General features: G+C 40.2%; 12 protein-coding genes. 6 read left to right on the top strand and 6 right to left on the bottom strand.

Annotated elements, in window-relative coordinates:
- Positions 1-94: 94 nt before the first annotated feature.
- Genes DVR12_RS21410 through DVR12_RS21400 form a run of 3 tightly spaced genes read left to right on the top strand, consistent with a single transcriptional unit; the run spans position 95 to position 2,073 of the window.
- A complete protein-coding gene (locus DVR12_RS21410) occupies positions 95-784 on the top strand; it encodes an NUDIX hydrolase (protein WP_116977852.1) in 690 nt (229 codons plus the stop codon).
- Entirely contained in the window at positions 777-1,340 is a 564-nt protein-coding gene (locus tag DVR12_RS21405; RefSeq protein WP_116977851.1) for a 2OG-Fe(II) oxygenase, read from the top strand. The genes DVR12_RS21410 and DVR12_RS21405 overlap by 8 nt, the downstream gene beginning before the upstream one ends.
- Before the next feature lies 1 nt (position 1,341).
- Entirely contained in the window at positions 1,342-2,073 is a 732-nt protein-coding gene (locus DVR12_RS21400) for a metallophosphoesterase family protein (protein ID WP_116977850.1), read from the top strand.
- Positions 2,074-2,155: 82 nt separating this feature from the next.
- Here the strand turns inward: DVR12_RS21400 and DVR12_RS21395 are convergent, their stop codons facing one another.
- The 5 genes from DVR12_RS21395 to DVR12_RS21375 all read right to left on the bottom strand — a co-directional run bounded on the left by DVR12_RS21395 (position 2,156) and on the right by DVR12_RS21375 (position 8,578).
- Positions 2,156-4,708 (bottom strand): outer membrane beta-barrel protein, encoded by a 2,553-nt coding sequence (locus tag DVR12_RS21395; protein ID WP_116977849.1) that lies wholly within the window; start codon positions 4,706-4,708, stop codon positions 2,156-2,158.
- A 96-nt stretch (positions 4,709-4,804) separates the two neighbouring features.
- Positions 4,805-5,512 (bottom strand): LytR/AlgR family response regulator transcription factor, encoded by a 708-nt coding sequence (locus DVR12_RS21390; protein ID WP_116977848.1) that lies wholly within the window; start codon positions 5,510-5,512, stop codon positions 4,805-4,807.
- 4 nt (positions 5,513-5,516) lie between these two features.
- The gene (locus DVR12_RS21385) at positions 5,517-6,557 is read right to left on the bottom strand and encodes a sensor histidine kinase (RefSeq protein WP_116977847.1); all 1,041 of its coding nucleotides are present in this window, start codon (positions 6,555-6,557) and stop codon (positions 5,517-5,519) included.
- Between the two features lie 72 nt (positions 6,558-6,629).
- Positions 6,630-7,946: an ABC1 kinase family protein gene (locus DVR12_RS21380; protein WP_116977846.1), complete on the bottom strand. Its 1,317-nt coding sequence runs from the start codon at positions 7,944-7,946 to the stop codon at positions 6,630-6,632.
- A gap of 5 nt (positions 7,947-7,951) precedes the next feature.
- Complete coding sequence (locus DVR12_RS21375) at positions 7,952-8,578, bottom strand: TetR/AcrR family transcriptional regulator (protein WP_116977845.1); 627 nt, start codon at positions 8,576-8,578, stop codon at positions 7,952-7,954.
- A gap of 413 nt (positions 8,579-8,991) precedes the next feature.
- On the opposite strand from DVR12_RS21375, the gene DVR12_RS21370 reads away from it, so the two are divergent.
- Entirely contained in the window at positions 8,992-10,392 is a 1,401-nt protein-coding gene (locus DVR12_RS21370) for an RtcB family protein (protein ID WP_116977844.1), read from the top strand.
- 3 nt (positions 10,393-10,395) lie between these two features.
- Positions 10,396-11,010: a peptide chain release factor H gene (prfH, locus tag DVR12_RS21365; protein WP_116977843.1), complete on the top strand. Its 615-nt coding sequence runs from the start codon at positions 10,396-10,398 to the stop codon at positions 11,008-11,010.
- 1,024 nt (positions 11,011-12,034) lie between these two features.
- On the opposite strand, the gene DVR12_RS21360 is transcribed toward prfH, so the two are convergent.
- Entirely contained in the window at positions 12,035-14,572 is a 2,538-nt protein-coding gene (locus DVR12_RS21360; RefSeq protein WP_116977842.1) for a hypothetical protein, read from the bottom strand.
- 266 nt (positions 14,573-14,838) lie between these two features.
- On the opposite strand from DVR12_RS21360, the gene DVR12_RS21355 reads away from it, so the two are divergent.
- The gene (locus DVR12_RS21355; protein WP_116977841.1) at positions 14,839-18,036 is read left to right on the top strand and encodes a SusC/RagA family TonB-linked outer membrane protein; all 3,198 of its coding nucleotides are present in this window, start codon (positions 14,839-14,841) and stop codon (positions 18,034-18,036) included.
- Positions 18,037-18,041: the final 5 nt, after the last annotated feature.

Below are 18,041 nucleotides of genomic sequence, written 5' to 3'. Positions count from 1 at the left end.
ATTGAAATTCTGTACGTTAAATCGTCAACTTCCCGTACCACTGTTGTTTTTGCAGTATTTTTTATGTTACTTAGCGTTAAAGTGACGCTAATATATGAAAGCTTTTCATGAGTACAAAAATCCCTCTTTGGCGGTTGACCTGGTAGTTTTCGGATACCACAACAATACCTTATCAGTACTCCTGCTCAACAGGAAGGATGAACCCTACAAGGATCAATGGACTTTACCGGGAGGATTCCTACAAATGGAAGAAACCCTGAGGGATACTTGTGAGCGCATTTTATATACTAAGCTGGGGATGAATAAAGTATTCCTGGAACAGCTCTATACATTTGATGAACCGGAACGCGACCCCAGGGGCCGTGTTATTGCCGTAGGGCATTATGCCCTTATCAATCCTTCTAAATTTCAGATTGTTGCCGGTACCATGGCCAACGATGTAAAGTGGTTTAATGTAAAACATCTGCCGGCATTAGGGTTCGATCACAAACATATTTTCCAGGTGGCCCTGCAAAGGCTACGCTCCAAAATTCTATACTATCCCGTTGGATTCGAACTCCTGGACGAGCTGTTTACCATCACAGAGCTACATGAACTATACGAATGTATACTCGAAACAAAACTTGACAGGCGGAATTTTCGCAGAAAAATCCTTGATGCTGCCTACATTATAAACACCGGTACCAAACGGGAAGGACTGAAAAACAGACATCCCGAACTATATCGCTTCAATAAACAACTAAAGAAAAATAGTTTTCATATCAATACCCCCGAAGATGAATAATGCAACATTAACAACAGTTAGCCCGGAGATATTTATTATCAACAATTTCCTGACCCGGGAAGAATGCGCCACCCTCATTGAAAAAAGTGAGGCAGTTGGTTATGAAGAAGCCAAAATACAAATGGGTGATGGAACACAGCGACTGGTAAAATCTGTTCGTAATAACGAAAGGGTTTTTAGCACAGACCTGCAATTAGCGCAAGACCTGGCTGAGAGAGTGCTCCCATTTGCTCCCAAAGGACATGGTAATTGTCAACCAATAGGATTAAACGAATTATTCCGCTTCTACAGATACAAACCTGGTCAGCGTTTCAGAATGCATCCGGATAATGCATACGTCAGAAATGTTCATGAAGCCAGTCAATATACTTTTTTGATATATTTAAATGATGGATATACGGGAGGGGAAACTATCTTTGCGACCGGGGAAGTGATACGCCCATCTACAGGTATGGCCCTGATGTTTTATCATCCGTTAAGACATGAAGGAGCAATGCTTACAGAAGGAGTTAAATATGTGATCAGAACGGATATCATGTATAAACAACAAGTATAAAATGCCCGCGACATACGTAATTGGGGATATACACGGAGCGTTAAAGGCGCTGAAGCAATTAATAGAACGAATCGCACCTGAGCCGGAAGATACGTTGATTTTTCTGGGAGATTATGTCGATGGGTGGTCTGAATCGGCCGAGGTGATTTCCTACCTGATGGAGTTAGAGGAACAGTATAATTGTTACTTTATTAAAGGGAATCATGATGCCTGGTGCGAATCGTGGCTCATGGGCATAATGCCGGAAGAATCCTGGACTAGAAATGGGGGAATGGCTACTATAGCCAGTTTTAATAAGCTATCGCCAGCACAACGACTAGAACATACCGCCTTCTTCAATGCAATGCGTTTGTACTATATAGACGACCTGGATAGATTATTTGTACATGCAGGTTTCACTTCAACACATGGCCCGACCAAGGAAAGATTTGAGCCTATGTTATATTGGGATCGTAGCCTGTGGGAACTTGCCCTGGCCATGGATACCAGTATCCCTATCGATTCTCTCCGCTATCCCCGAAGATTAGCCCTCTTTAAGGAAATTTATATTGGCCATACACCCAGCACCAATTATGGTGAAACAAAACCAATGACGGCAGTTAACGTACATAACGTAGATACCGGTGCAGCCTTTAAGGGTAAAATATCAGCGATTAACGTTGTAACAAAGGAGATCTGGCAAAGTGATGTAGTACAATCGTTTTATCCGGACGAAAAAGGAAGGAATACGTAAGATCAGATAGATAACTTCATCAATATTATACAAATAAAAAGGCCGGAATTATGCATTCCGGCCTTTTTAGGATTTAAACCTCTTATTGAATAACTTCCTGCATACCCTGCATACCCGCTCCCATGTTTTTACGCTTGAAGAGAGTAGCATCTATTTTACCGAAGCGATATGCAAAGTTCAGACGAATCATTTGTGGATCGCGTAAACGGCTATAGTATTGAGTGAAGTAAGCACTTTGTGAATACTGGTCAGATCTGCGGCTTCTGAAAATATCGTTGATACTCAATGTTACTGAAGCAGCATTGTTTTTCAGGAAGCTTTTCTTGATAGCAGCATCTACACCATAGAAGGAGGCAATATATCCCTGTGAAGCATTTTGAGACTGCTGCATAGGAGGGCCATCCATCCTGCCTTTATTATCATTGATTGGTAAGTTGGTTTTAGATTGATAAAGACCTGATAGCTGCACTTCAAAGCTCGATGGCAGTTTAAAAGTGTTACTGATTTTTCCAAACCAGCTCCATAATGCATCCTGAGATTGGCTTACATTATCGGTATTGATTTTAGAGTTATAAATATTCACGTTCGATGAAAGGCTCCACCATTTGGTGATAGAATTCATGGCAGTTAACTCCGCACCGGCCGAATAGCTCGAGTTGGCGTTGATATACGTATTTACCAGCATCTCATCGTTATGTACCGGATTGATCTCCTTACTCAGGTAACGGGTGATCAGGTTATTGGTATGTCTGTAATATACTGTAGCCAAAAAGGTATTGTTACCTTTAAAGGTTTTCAGGTAAGAGAGTTCTGCAGCTTGTGTAAACTCTGGTATCAGGCCCGGATTACCTTTAGTGATATTCAGTTTATCTGTAGAATCGGTAAACGGAATTAACTGGAAGAAGTTAGGGCGATTGATACGACGGGTTACGCTAACCTGCAATTCCTGCTCATGTTTAAGCTTCTGGCTCAGGAAAATTGAAGGGAATAAGCTTACAGGGTAGTTATTTTTGAAATGCTGACCTGTATTGAGCATATCTCCTGAATAATCGGAGCTTTCGGCACGTACTCCAACCTTATAACCAAAGTTCTTAATAGTATTTGAAACGCTTACATAGGCTGCATACACATTGTCATTGTTTTTATAATTGTTGGATGCAGCAGGTTGCAATACATAATCGTTTTTCTCGTGGTCGAAGGTGTAGTTATCGAAAACACTTTTGGTAGTACGAATGGAAGCTCTTAAACCAGTTTCGAGTTTGAGTTTACCAGAAATTGGTTTTACATAATCGGTTTGGAGGGTCATGAAGCTCATAGAACCACCACCCAATATTTTCTGTAAATCATTTCCGATAATTTCAGAACCGGTGCCGTATCTGTCTGTCCGGTAGTTAGAGTTATTATTGCTCTTACCACCAAAGTAGTTGAAATCGGCGGTCCATTCTTCTCCTTCTTTAGGGAAGAGATGTTTCATACCCAGTACGAGTCCATTTGCATTGAAGGAGTTCTTCATGTTTGAATTACGCTGGCTGAAGGTATGAATCGGAGAAGCTTTACCCAGTGTATCGGTATTGATATCGATAGTTTCGCCTGGGTTCATATCGCCATGCACTTTAATACCGGCGATGGATAGTGTAGTTCTGTTTGTAGCAAACCAGTCTACGCCGAGTTTACCGAATACAAATCCACCATCGGTTCTGTTGCTGTTGAGCTGATTGATGAAGGTTGGCGGTGTATCGGCAAAGTTACTTCTTTCGGTAGTACCGTTGGTTCTACCTTTCATCTGGTTGCCCATTGCGCTGGCGCTGATGTTCAGTTTACCCTGACGAACGTTGAAATCGGCGCCTCCATTAACGGCACCACGTTTGTCGACCCCTGCGCGGAGATTACCATTGTAACCGGTTTTACGGTTCTTTTTAAGTACAATGTTGAGGATACCTGCACTTCCGCCGGAAGCATCATATTTAGCGGAAGGATTGGTAATTACTTCCACGTTTTCGATGGCATCAGCCGGAATTTGTTCCAGGGTCAGAGTGGTTGGTCTACCGTCGATGTACAATTGAGGAGAGCTGTTACGGAGGGTAACATTACCATCAATATCTACATTCACGGAAGGTACGTTTTTCATTACATCGAGGGCTGTACCACCTGCGCTAACGATGTTTTTTTCGACATTGAAGACTTTTTTGTCGACATCCATTTGCATGACAGGTTTGGTACTGGTTACAGTTACCCCTTGCAGCTGGGTGGTGCTAACAGTCAGTTTCAGGTTGCCCAGATCTTTGTCGAACGGCGGAAAGCTAACAGCCTGCTCATAAGTTTTGTATCCGGTAGCTGTAATTCTAAGCTTTAACGGACCGCGAGCGGGGATGTCGTCGAGGCTAAATTCTCCATTACCTTTTGTAAGAGCGCCTTTCACTAATTTTTCCTTCATTTTTTTAGTGGCACTGTCCATCCGGTTTTGGAGTACTATTACAGAAGCATAACTAACAGGTTTACCATCAGGGTCAACGACTTTCCCATAAAGATGTCCTGACATTCCCATTGGCATACGGCCACCTGCACCGGCAGGGGGTTGAGCGCCTGCACTGAGGGTAAGCAGGAACAGGGTAATAAATAGTGCGATTTTTTGCATGGTAGATAAAATTCAGACGCGCAAAAATAGATCGACAAAATGGAAATTGTATAAGAAATGAGATAAGAATTAAAAAAGTTGCTACGAAAGATCGTATTATGAATTTGTTTTACCCGCGATGGCAAAAACACTATCCCTATAAGTGTCGCCTACCGGTAATTCGATGGAGTCTAAAAAGATGCTGTTTTTTCTGATGGCAGTAATGGCTGCAACAGCAGCAATGTACGATTTATGAATTCTTATAAAATGTTTACCAGGCAACTGTTCTTCCAGGTTTTTGAAACTGATGCGGGTAACTACCGGTTTTGGATTATTACGCAAATGAATACGCACATAATCTTTCAATCCTTCAATCCATAAAATATCAGCAAATACAATTTTCTGTAAACTGTAATCTACGTTGACGAAAAAGAAATCAGAATGGGTGGTCGACTGTTTATTACCGTTTTTGAGCTGCCATAATTCATGGGCCTTATTGCAGGCTTTTACAAAACGCTCAATAGAAACGGGTTTTACCAGATAATCTGTAACATCGAGGTTAAATCCTTCGAGCGCATATTTCTCATATGCGGTAATGAGGATTACTATAGGTTTATGGGCCAACGATTGCAGTAATTGCAAGCCTGTTAAGCCTGGCATCTGAATATCAAGGAAGATTAAATCAACCTGTTGCCTTTGTAAAATCTCTATAGCTTCAAAAGCATTGCTACATTTTCCGACTAATGTCAGATAAGGCACCATGCTAATATTATCTTCCAGTAAATCAAGTGCTAACGGTTCATCATCGATGGCTATACATTTCATATGATTAGTGCAGGTTTAATTGTAATGAAATAATAAACCATCCATTTTTCTGAGTAATGTATAGGAGCTGATCATGGCCATACAGCAGGTTTAGCCGGCGTTTCACATTTGTGAGGCCAATACCGCTTGTTTTATCTTTTATTTCGGAAGAGGTTTCGTCGAATTTATTTCTCACGTAAAAGAAAAGCATTTTTTCCCTGGTCTTTAATTCTATATCGATAGTTGCATCCTGTATCATTCCTGTTCCGTGTTTGAAGGCATTTTCTACAAAAGGAATCAGTAGCATAGGTTCTATCTCAAAATTTTCATTCCCCACATCCATTGAAACATTAATGGTTACATTTTTACTGAATCGTTGTTGTTGCAGATCGATATAGCTTTGAAGATATTCAATTTCCCGATGCAAAGGTACTGTTTCCTCGTCGGCTTCGTAAAGCATATATCGCATGAGTGAGGAAAGCTTGATCAGAGAAGGTTCTAGCAGATCAGAACGTTTACGGGCCAGCGACACCATGTTGTTTAAAACATTAAACATAAAGTGCGGACTTACCTGTGAGCGTAATAATGTTAGTTCTGTTTTGAGGTTTTCATTTTCTTTTGCACTGTTCTGCCTTTCCAATACCATTTTGTCTACTATTGTTTTATAGGCAGTACTAACAGATAATATGAAGATGAAAATGAATAATTGGAATAAGATAATTGGTTTAATATCTATCTCATGTGGTTTCAATGCAAATTTCTCAAATGAATAACGTGCAACACATATAAATGCAAAGAAACCAAGTATATATACCAGGTAGGTAGTTACTTTCTTTTTATATACATATTTCGGGATAAGTAACCAGGAATTCAGATAAAAGAAGGTAATCAGAACCAGATAGGTAAAATAAGCATAATACTCCCAAGCTTGTTTGTCCTGCATTTTGTCCTGGTTGCCATGATCAATGGAGGGCCTCAAAAGGTAAGGCAAGGAAAAAAATATCAGCCAGGCCAATGCATGCCTGGCAAAAACTGCCCATCGTTGCTGGTACCATTCATTTTTCATGGTCGCAAAAGTAAGCCTTTGCGACCGTTGGATATGAAACTTGCGACCAAAAGGATTAAAATGGCGACTAAATTAACCCTGTAATTGCGCTATTCTTGCGGGATCGGTAATGATATTGGCCTTTAAATCACTCAGAATAGAGTATAACCCGAAATAGGTACGATTTATATACAGGCTATGTCTGGATCCTCTTGCTACTTTGGATTCCCTGATCTCCTTCATATTATACAGTTCATCCATGTAAGCATAGATCTCATTAAAATATTCTTCATTTCCGAAGTCAAAAGATGGAACTGTAAAAGGCAAAGTAAGCAGATCTATCATATGCTGAAACAACCCTGAGAAGAATTCAATTTCTTTGGGAGAGTCCGTCGGATGGATCATTTCCAGGTTGGTATATATTTCATGTCTGCGTTTTTCATCCTTCAAAACCTCTTTATCAATCAATAAAAAATAATTGACATAGAAGTCGTTAGGGATTTCTTTTACACAACCAAAGTCAAAAATTCCGATAGTTCCATCGGCCCTCATCAGGAAATTACCAGGGTGAGGATCTGCATGCACCTGCTTCAGGGAATGCACCTGAAACTGATAGAAATCCCATAAAGCCTGGCCTATTTTATTTTTTATTTCCTGAGAAGGATTGGTTTCCAGAAATTCTTTCAGGTGAGCGCCTTCCAGCCAGTCCATCGTAATAATGCGGTCGGAAGATAGTTCGGGATAATAGACCGGAAATACAAGGTTAGGGATATGTGAGGAGGCCGCAGAGAGATCCATGGACCTACGTAGTTCGAGGTGGTAATCTGTTTCTTCCAGCAGTTTACTTTCAATTTCTTCAAAATATTTATCCATATCCACCTCATTCATCCCTACAATTCGAATGGCAAATGGTTTCACAATCCGCAGGTCTGATTTTACGCTGTTGGCAACACCCGGATATTGAATTTTTACTGCAAGTTGCCGACCATCTTTACTGGCTTTATGTACTTGTCCGATTGAAGCAGCATTAGACGCTTTCATATCAAAAGTATCATAGAGCTGAGAGGGGCTCTTACCCAGCGTTTTCATGAAGGTATTCACTACCAGCGGGCCACTGAGGGGCGGAGCGCTGTATTGCGACATGGCAAACTTCTCGGTATAGGCTTTAGGAAGCATACCCTTATCCATACTCAACATCTGCGCTACTTTGAGGGCGCTGCCTTTCAGGTTGCTCAGCGTATCGTATATATCAGCAGCATTATCCTGATGCAAAGCATCCTTGGTGGTTGAAGGATCTATCAGTTTACGGGTATAATGCTTTATATAATTGGTTCCTACTTTTAATCCGGTGCTTACGAATTTACCCGCTCTTTCTACTTTTGTAGTAGGAATATTGCTTTGCTCTTTCATACACTTTATTTCCTGGTAAAGATGAATTTTCCAAAATCGATCAGGCTATCCAGTGTATTGGATTTAATAAGCTGGAAGCTAAGATTTACAGCTTTTTCGATAGCAGCATCGGTCATTTCAAAACCAGCGCTGGTATCGTCTAGCCAGTATTTTAGTACAAACAGGGCCTGTATCCAGAAGCCATGTACATACTGATCAGAGATATACTTTCTTTCTTTAATCTCGTTGCTGGTATAACCTTCTTTAACCAGACCGCTTACATAATCATTGAAGGCATGATGAAACGTTTCTAATTTGCTGCGGTATAAATCCGGTAATTTGAAATGTTTTCTTTGTAAGAGAAGATAACTTCTATCATTCTTCAATTGCTGAACCCAAAGGAAATAGAAGGCTAGTAATTTTTCCTGAGAATTATATTGATGATATATTTCATCTGCACTTAATTGAGCCAGTGTTTGTTCAAAAATCGCGAGCCAGATATCTTTTTCAACAGCTTCTAAAGAAGCATATTCTTCATAAAAACTGCTTTCAGGAATATCCAGAATTTTGCAGAGTGCATAAACAGAAACGGGTGCCTGACCGTTTTCCAGCCAATAAGTTTTGTAGGCATTGCGGATCAGTTGTTTATCCATGGAGTAAATTTTATTTGTTGTAAATGGGTTACACTTAGTGGGTAATCAAAGGTACATCAACCTTAGGGATAAAATGTAAATCAACCTAAGTCAAAATGTTAAAAAAATAAGCTCGATAATTTATGGATAGAAATCTTTACGTGAAAAAAAATTGATATTTAGAAAGATAGTTATACCTTTGCGCCGCATTCCTTTTTTCTAATCTTTTAAATACTGAGGAATCATGACAGAACAACTTCACATATCGCCCCTTGCGCTCATGGCCTAATACGGCAACAGCCCTTTTTTATCAGCTAATCCCTGCATAACCGGCTAGTTGGCCGTTCCACTCTCTTTGCGCTATATTTTTTCGATCAAACCTGATCGATATACTATTACCATGCCCTGTACTCAGGGTTTTATCGCCCAAATTTATGGCTCAGATAAAAACAAAAGAACTTAGTAAAATAGGTTATACAAATAATCAAACCAGAAGTCTGGTTATTAATATCGTAGCAAAACATTTCAAGCATACAGAGAAAACTGAAATAATTCAACTATTACAAAACATTAAATCAGATCCTCAGGCTTATTTGCACGATGAAGTTATTGCCCCAATTGCTAAAACATTTATAGACGAACCGGTTGAATGCAATTTTCAATCTTTTAGTTTGCTGGAAACTACCGGTCAACTTAGCATCTTCGGCGGCAAAACAATCGAACATTCGGCCAAGCAACAAATGGAAACAGCTATGTCGCTGCCCATTACAGTACAAGGTGCATTGATGCCGGATGCTCACAGTGGATACGGATTACCGATAGGAGGCGTTTTAGCTACCAACAATGCAGTCATCCCTTATGCTGTGGGGGTTGACATTGGCTGTAGGATGGCATTGTCGATTATTGATGAAGGTGAAAGTTTCCTGAAAAGGTATGCTTATCAGACAAAACTTGCATTGAAGGAGTTTACCCATTTCGGTATCAGCGGTAGTATTGGAATTCAGCAGGAACATGAAGTACTGGATAGTGATGCATTTAAAGCTACATTACTTCTCAGGCAACTGCATGGAAAAGCTGTTATTCAACTCGGCAGTTCTGGTACCGGTAACCACTTCGTTGAATTCGGACTAATCACTTTGGCAGAAGACAATATTCTTGGCTTACCAGCCAAAGAATACCTGGCATTACTCTCGCATTCCGGGAGTCGTGGATTAGGTGCAAATATCGCTCAACACTACACGCAAATTGCCATGAATAGCTGCAAGCTGCCAAAGTCGGCACAGCACCTCGCCTGGCTCGATCTTAATTCCGAAGCCGGACAGGAATACTGGTTATCAATGAATCTGGCAGGTGACTATGCAAAAGCATGTCACGACCGAATCCATGCTAACTTATTGAAAGCCCTGGGTCTGAAGGCTATTACTAAAGTGGAGAATCATCACAACTTCGCCTGGAAGGATACGCTGGCAGATGGACAGGAGGTTATAATTCACCGTAAAGGTGCAACGCCTGCACATAAAGGTGAGTTGGGAATTATTCCCGGTAGCATGACCACTCCGGCTTATCTGGTAAGCGGCACGGGCATAGAACGCTCTCTTTATTCTGCCGCCCATGGAGCCGGAAGAAGTATGAGCCGCAAACGTGCCAGAGAACACATGACAGTATCGGCACTTAAAAAGATAGTAGCCGATGCAGGTGTAACACTGATAGGTGGAAGTGTTGAAGAAAACCCATTTGCATACAAAGACATAGAAACCGTTATGACTGCACAGCGCGAACTGGTGCAGGTTGAAGGTCAATTCTTACCGAAAATTGTAAGAATGTATAAAGAATAATTTATGGAACAGATTATTATACAAATAACATCAGGCCGTGGCCCTGCAGAATGTTGCAGGGTCGTAGCCCGATTGCAGGAAAAAATTATAAAACAGGCAAAAGCACTAAAAATAAATATTAAGGTATTATCTGCTACCCGCGGAGATCTCAATGGTACATTATCTTCAACCGTTTTATTGGCTGAAGGCGATAAGGTAAATGTATTAACTAAAGAATGGGAAGGAACTGTACAATGGATTGCTCAAAGCCCATACAGGAAATTCCATAAACGTAAAAACTGGTTTGCCGGAATTAGTATTTCAAATGTTCAGTCTACACAACAGTGGGAGGAGAGAGATGTAACTTTTGAAACATGCAGATCTTCCGGGCCAGGCGGACAACACGTCAATAAAACTGAAACAGCAGTACGTGGAGTTCATCGGCCAACGGGTTTACAGGTAGTAGCCTCTGATAGCAGATCTCAATGGCAGAACAAAAAGTTATGCCTTGAAAGATTAAAGGAAAAGTTCTTATTGGCACAGGCAAATTTGTTGTTGTCGCAACAACAGGATCAGTGGCAGGAACATAATGAACTGGTAAGAGGGGAGGCGGTGAAGGTGATCAGAGAGGAGTTGTAAAACAAGTTTAATGATAAATTGAAAATTCGATTGATATCCGTTTGGTAAACTTCTGAAGACGAAGTGTTTTTTAGTTAAGAGAAATAGTTCAATATTTTTTGAATTATTGATGAGTTTCTTGTACCGTAGATAGGGCAGGAGTAAACCCAATGCTATTAAGTAAGGAGGAAGGATGTTGATTAAATATTGAATTCAATTTAAATGACTGGTTTTCTTGACCGTAGGTAGGGCAGGGGTAAACCCAATGCTATTAAGTAAAGAGGAAGGATGTTGATTAAATATTGAATTTAGTTTAAATGACTGGTTTCCTTGACCGTAGGTAGGGCAGGGGTAAACCCAATGCTATTAAGTAAAGAGGAAGGATGTTGATTAAATATTGAATTCAATTTAAATGACTGGTTTCCTTGACCGTAGACTGGGCAGGGGTAAACCCTGCCCCTACAGGACTTCATCAATATCATATTTTCATCTGGTAGTAAAATTTCATGTCAAATATCGATCTACTAATTTCAATTCTGTAAAGAAATAATTCTACAATATAGAAACTGAAATTCGATGAAACCCTGTAGGGGCAGGGTTTACCCCTGCCCAGTCTACGGTCAAGGAAATTTATCAATCATTTAAAGACAATAAAATCAAGACCTATTTCCTCTTAACTTAATAGCATTGGGTTTACCCCTGCCCAGTCTACGGTCAAGGAAATTTATCAATCATTTAAAGACAATAAAATCAAGACCTATTTCCTCTTAACTTAATAGCATTGGGTTTACCCCTGCCCAGTCTACGGTCAAGGAAATTTATCAATCATTTAAAGACAATAAAATCAAGACCTATTTCCTCTTAACTTAATAGCATTGGGTTTACCCCTGCCCAGTCTACGGTCAAGGAAATTTATCAATCACATTAAAGACAATAAAATTCGGGATTTAATCTTTTCACTCCTATAAAAGATCAATAAATCATGGAATACCATAATAACCCTGGAACTTCCTCAGCTTATGGTAATTAACATCAACCAAAAAAATCACGGTGCTGCAATACTCTGATCAATTACTTCACTATATGGTTTTTCAAATGTTTCACCATATAATTGTTCATATGCTTTTGTAAAATCGGTATATACCTTTTTAGCTGAAGCATGTTGTCGCATTGAAATCAGTGCTTTGCATTTGTGATAAATAGCTTCTTCGTACAATGTATCTGACTGCAAAATACCGTCACAAATTATAATAGCTTCTTCCGGCGATAGCCCAGGGTCCTGAAGGTGAGAAAACAATTCATTGATAGAATCGCTGGCAACAGTAGCTTTGAATTTGTCGAGCCACTGATACTCTATTTCAGGAAGGAATCCTCCTTTATTTAGCAACAGGGCCAGTGACATGAAATTGCTTTTGTTGTTAATGAATTGTTGATATTCTTTAAGATCGGTGGTAATGCTTTCCAGGTGAAGGAACCAGCGTTCATTTTCTTTGCATAAATTGTAACTGCCAATTTTATCCAACAAGCTTCTTAGCTTTACAATATTGACGCTTCTGTTATTTTTCGCGTCTTTGGCGGCTCTGCCTGGCCATAATATTTCATTAATCTTTTCAGAGGAGATGCCTGTATTTCCAATTTCTGTATGTAAGTAAAGCAAAAGAAAAAGCTCTTTTAATAATGGGGTAAATGATTTAGTGATATCATTTTTCTCCTGATCTGTTACATTGAATGAACCAAATAACCTGCAGTTTACCTGCGTTCCGGGTAGGATATCAATTTTAACCGGTGGCCTTATTGGTTCTTTATCAGTAATAGAAATCGGAATATGGATAGGGGTAACCACCGCCTTAGCACGTTTCTTATGGATTACAGAAATAGCTGTAAGTAGTAGGAATATTCCGAATCCAATAGCAAGTGCCCAGAATAATCTGATCACATAATTGGGGAATAGCGGATCTTCCATTGGTACGGCTAAACCGTATGGTGAAAATAAAATTGAATGAACTTTAATGATAGTTGATTTCTCATCAGGACAGTAGGTGGTAACGCAAATCAGTTTATCGTTTTGCGGACAATAAAAAAGATAGGCTGAGGATTTTATATCATAGTATTTGTATGGTAGAGGAGCCGCAATTGTTGTAAATATTGGTTCCTTTAATGAGCCTCTGACTAACTGTAAAGAGGAACGCATTCTATCATTAGGAAAGCTTAATGCATAATATTCCTGTTTATCGGTATTTACAACAAGGTTATTTGCAAATACAAATGGTTCTTCCGGGGGAGTAATTTTGTATATGGTTTTAAATGTTCTACGTTTTAAGTCATAGACCATCAGATCGTACAGGGGATGTGGATTAAGAAGTTGATCACCGGTGATACTTCCATAACCACCAAGCAAATAGGCCGAATCGCCGGCTTTGTTTAGTCCGGCAGCAGAGAGATAACGAGGTATGAAAGTATCGCCGCTGGTTTTCAGTTTTTCCCACTGATCGGAATTGGGAACGAAGCGATGCACTTCATTCTTATAGTTGAAATCGCCATATCCACCGAATGTATAAATGGCACTGTCGAACGGCGAGAAAAAGATACTTGAATGCCAATAGGTAGTAACGGCATTGTTTTCGAATGGTTTGTTCCAGCTTTTAGTGCTGCTGTCGTAATTACTGGTTTGATGTTTATTCTGGAGAAATACATGCACCAGTTGTTGTTTTATAGGATCGAAAACTGCTCTGGCGCCTGCAGGAGTATACTGTGGTGTTTGTAACGTTTGTGAGTAAATTGTACGTTTATGCGGAGTAAATTGGTAGATAGAATCTGGGCTGGTAATATATATAGTTTCAGTTTGTGGGTCCATTGCTATGGCTGCGTAGCCATTAATCTTCATAGAATCGGTTAGTTCCCAGTTATTTGATGCAGCTTTCATCCACATTGGGTTTTTCACTGCAGCCGCTTGTCGCGCAATTTTGTCATAAGCTATAGTTCCCTGTAATTCATTCAGCGGCCAATGATATTTTAAAGTACCATTTTTTCGTATTCTAATGTCTTTGATCCGCATTGGAGGTAAATCAAATGACTTAAAATTCCTTCGATAACTGGCTCCGAAACTGATTGAAATTGCTGTTCCTTTGACTATTTGACTATTAATACGGCCAATTAATTGCTTATTAATCCGTAGGGCTATACTATGTGTTTGAATATCAAAGTCCAGTGTAATATTATTCCAATGATGGAACAGGGAGTCTTTAGGTCGTTTGAATGAAATTCCTGAGAAGGTATTACCGGTAACCAGGTCAAATGCCTGTTTATGCATATTATAAATGAGATCAATATTTTGATCTGTTTCATCTATTATTCTGACTATGTATCCAAAGTTAGATTTAAAGAAAGGTTGGAAAGATAGGTCGAAAGAGAGGCTATAAGCGTCTTTAACTGATAAGGGTTTATTTGGGAAGAGGTCAAGGGAAGTCCTGTCCTCCTGCGAGATATCCTTACTGGCAAATTCAAGTCCATATACTTCCTGGGCTTTACAATGGTTGACAGACAGTAACAATAATGTTAATAGCAATACGGCATGTCTTAGCATAGTTCTCCTCTTATCCGAATTATTTTTCTATTGTTCAACGTAAGGCGGGTATTCCGGCTTTTAACAACGTGGCAAATTACACTCTAAACGATTTAATCTTGGTTCTTATAAAGTTATCTTTATTTTAAGAAATAATGAACACAGTCCTCTAATATTTTTTTTCTGTTAAGCAAGGCAGTTAATCCCCAATTAACCGGCCTGTTAACCCGGCTTTAGTTATTTGCCAGCAGTTAAATCAATTCTTATCTACCAAAAAGAAAATCGTCATGAAAAGATGGCTACACACCTTACTGCTGGTGGGTCTTGCATTGCAAGGGTCAGCGCAGTCGCATTCCGTTAACGGAAGGGTTAGCGACGAACACGGGCAGCCTTTGCCTGGTGTTTCGGTTAAAATCCGGGGAACATCTTCCGGGGCCAACACAGATTTAAAAGGAAACTTTACTTTAAATGCAGGGCCAAATGACTGGTTAATTTTCAGTTTCGTTGGTTTTAAAAGCGATACTGTACCAGTTGGAAATCGTTCTGCCGTTCAGGTAACCCTTAAGGATAACATTACCAGCCTGAACGATTTGGTTGTGGTTGGTTATGGTACCCAGAAGAAAGTAAATCTGACAGGTGCTGTTGCCCAGGTTTCCAGCAAACAGTTGGAAAACAGACCAATGACAAACATTAGCCAGGGATTACAAGGTATGGTTCCAAACCTGAACCTGGTAATGGGAGATGGTAAACCTATCCAATCACCTGCTTTTAACGTAAGAGGTGTCACTTCAATCGGTCAGGGTGGTAATGCACTTGTATTGATTGATGGGGTAGAAGGTGATCCTTCTATGATCAACCCTTCTGATATTGCCAACATCAGCGTTCTGAAAGATGCATCTTCTGCTGCCATCTATGGTGCAAGGGCTGCTTTCGGTGTGGTATTAATCACTACAAAGACCCCGGCAAAAGACAAAACTACTATTACCTATTCTTCCAGCTATTCTTCCAAATCACCAACCACTGTACCCAATGTGGTAAGTAACGGTTATGAATATGCCAAGAATTTCTACGAAGCATGGACAGCCTGGAACGATTATTCTCAAAATCCAACCGGGATCAATAAAACCCAGCCTTTTAGCCTGGATTATCTGAATGCACTGAAAGCGCATAACGAAGATCCTTCCCTGCCTAAAACTGAAGTAGTTAACGGTAATTATGCATATTATGGCAATACTAACTGGTATGATCAGTTATATAAAAAACATACTTCGGCTACCGACCAGAATCTATCTATTTCAGGAAGCAGCGGCAAAGCCAGCTACTACGTAACTGGTAGATATTATGGTCAGGGTGGTTTGTTCCGCTACAATTCCGATGATTACAGAATGTATAACCTGCGTGCAAAAGGAAGCATTCAACTGTTTCCATTCTTACAGGTATATAATAATACAGATATCTCGAACCGCGATTACCACAATCCACTCAACGTAGGTGAAGGTGGTGGTATCTGGAGAAACATTGCGGATGAAGGCCATCCTTCTTCTATGATGTTCAACCCGGATGGAACGCTTACTCAAACTGCTGCCTATACAGTAGGTGACATGGTTTATGGTAAAAATGGGATTGACTTCACCAAGCGTATCTTCAGAAATACAACTGGTTTTGTTGCCAATATCTATAAGGATAAAGTTAAATTAAAGGGTGACCTCACAGTGCAGAGCACTAATGACGAAAGTCGCCGTATTCGTGTACCGGTTCCTTATAGTTCTTCACCTGGTGCTATCAATTATGTAGGTTCAGGTACCAACGATATCCAGTTTTCTTCCTACAATACTTTATACTCTGCAGCGAACGTATATGCTGAGTATGAAACCCGTGTAGCCAATGCACATACTTTCAGAATCCTGGCAGGTTATAACTATGAACAATCGACCTGGAAAGGTGGTGCTACAACCCGTAACGGTTTGGTATACCCGGATGCAAAAGATCTTAACCTGGCTTTAGGTTCTAACGTAACTACCGAAGGTGGATACGACAGATGGGCAGTAATGGGAGAGTTTTTCCGTTTCAACTACTCATATAAAGATCGTTATTTGTTAGAGGTGAATGGCCGTTATGATGGTTCTTCCAAATTCCCTTCTAACCAGCGTTATGCTTTCTTCCCTTCTGTTTCTGCAGGATGGAGAGTAAATAATGAATCTTTCTGGAAATTAAATCCTAATGTGATTTCTGATCTGAAAGTTCGTGGTTCTTACGGTTCATTAGGAAACGGAAATATTGCGTCCTATGCTTACCAGGAGAAATTATCTATTACCCAAAGCGGCCGTGTTATCAATGGTATCAAGAACCAACAAACCAGCCAGCCTGTAGTATTACCTGATGGACTAACCTGGGAAACTGCCACTACTGCGGATTTGGGTCTTGATTTATCTGCCTTTAAAGATCATATCACTTTTACCGGTGATTACTACAACCGCGTTACTACTAATATGTTTACCGTGGGTCAGACTTTGCCGGCAATTTTCGGAACTGATGTACCAAAAGGTAACTATGCCGATCTGAAAACCAATGGTTGGGAAATCTCCCTGGGTTGGAAAGATCAGCTGAATGTTTCTTCCAAACCTTTAAACTATAGTGTAACACTTTCTGCTGCCGATTCACGCACCACTATTACTAAATATAATAATACCAACAACAAACTGTCTGACTGGTATGCTGGTAAAAAATATGGTGAAATCTGGGGTTATGTGAATGATGGATATTGGACTAAAGAGAATGTTGGACAAGCTGCCAAAGCACAGGCTTTGTTTAAAGCATCCAACAGCGGGCAATGGCTCCCTGGTGATATCAGATTCAAGGATATGGATGGCAACGGAGTAATTAATAACGGAGCTGGTACATTAGCAGATCATGGCGACATGGTTATTATCGGTGACAGTGCTCAGCACTATACCTTCGGTATTTCACTCGCTGCCGACTGGAACAACTTCTTCGTTGGCGCATTCTTTCAGGGTGTGATGAAGCAAGACTGGTGGCCTGGTAGCGAAGCAGATGTATTCTGGGGTCAGTACAACAGACCATATAACCAAATGCCACAATCTCAGGTTGGTAAAATCTGGTCTGAAGAAAATCCGGATGCTTACTTCCCAAGATATCGCGGATACGTTGCTCAAAACGGATCTGGTGAGCTGAATGTACCTCAGTCTAAATATCTGCAAAATGCAGGTTATATCAGATTAAAGAACATACAGGTAGGATATAATATTCCGAAATCCCTGATTTCAAGAGCTAAAATCAGTGCTGCAAGAGTATTTGTATCGGCAGATAACATCTGGTCCTGGTCTCCTATGTATCGTATTACCAGAGATCTTGATCCTGAGAGTATTCGCAGATCAGACGTGATCACAGATAAGGGTAACTCCGGTAACGGTAACAACTATCCGATTCTGAAAAGCTGGAACATTGGATTGAATATCACCCTCTGATAAAT

Source organism: Chitinophaga silvatica (assembly GCF_003419895.1).
Taxonomy (GTDB): Bacteria; Bacteroidota; Bacteroidia; order Chitinophagales; family Chitinophagaceae; genus Chitinophaga; species Chitinophaga silvatica.
Note: the sequence above shows the minus strand (reverse complement) of the source record. Positions and strands in the feature narration are given on the sequence as shown.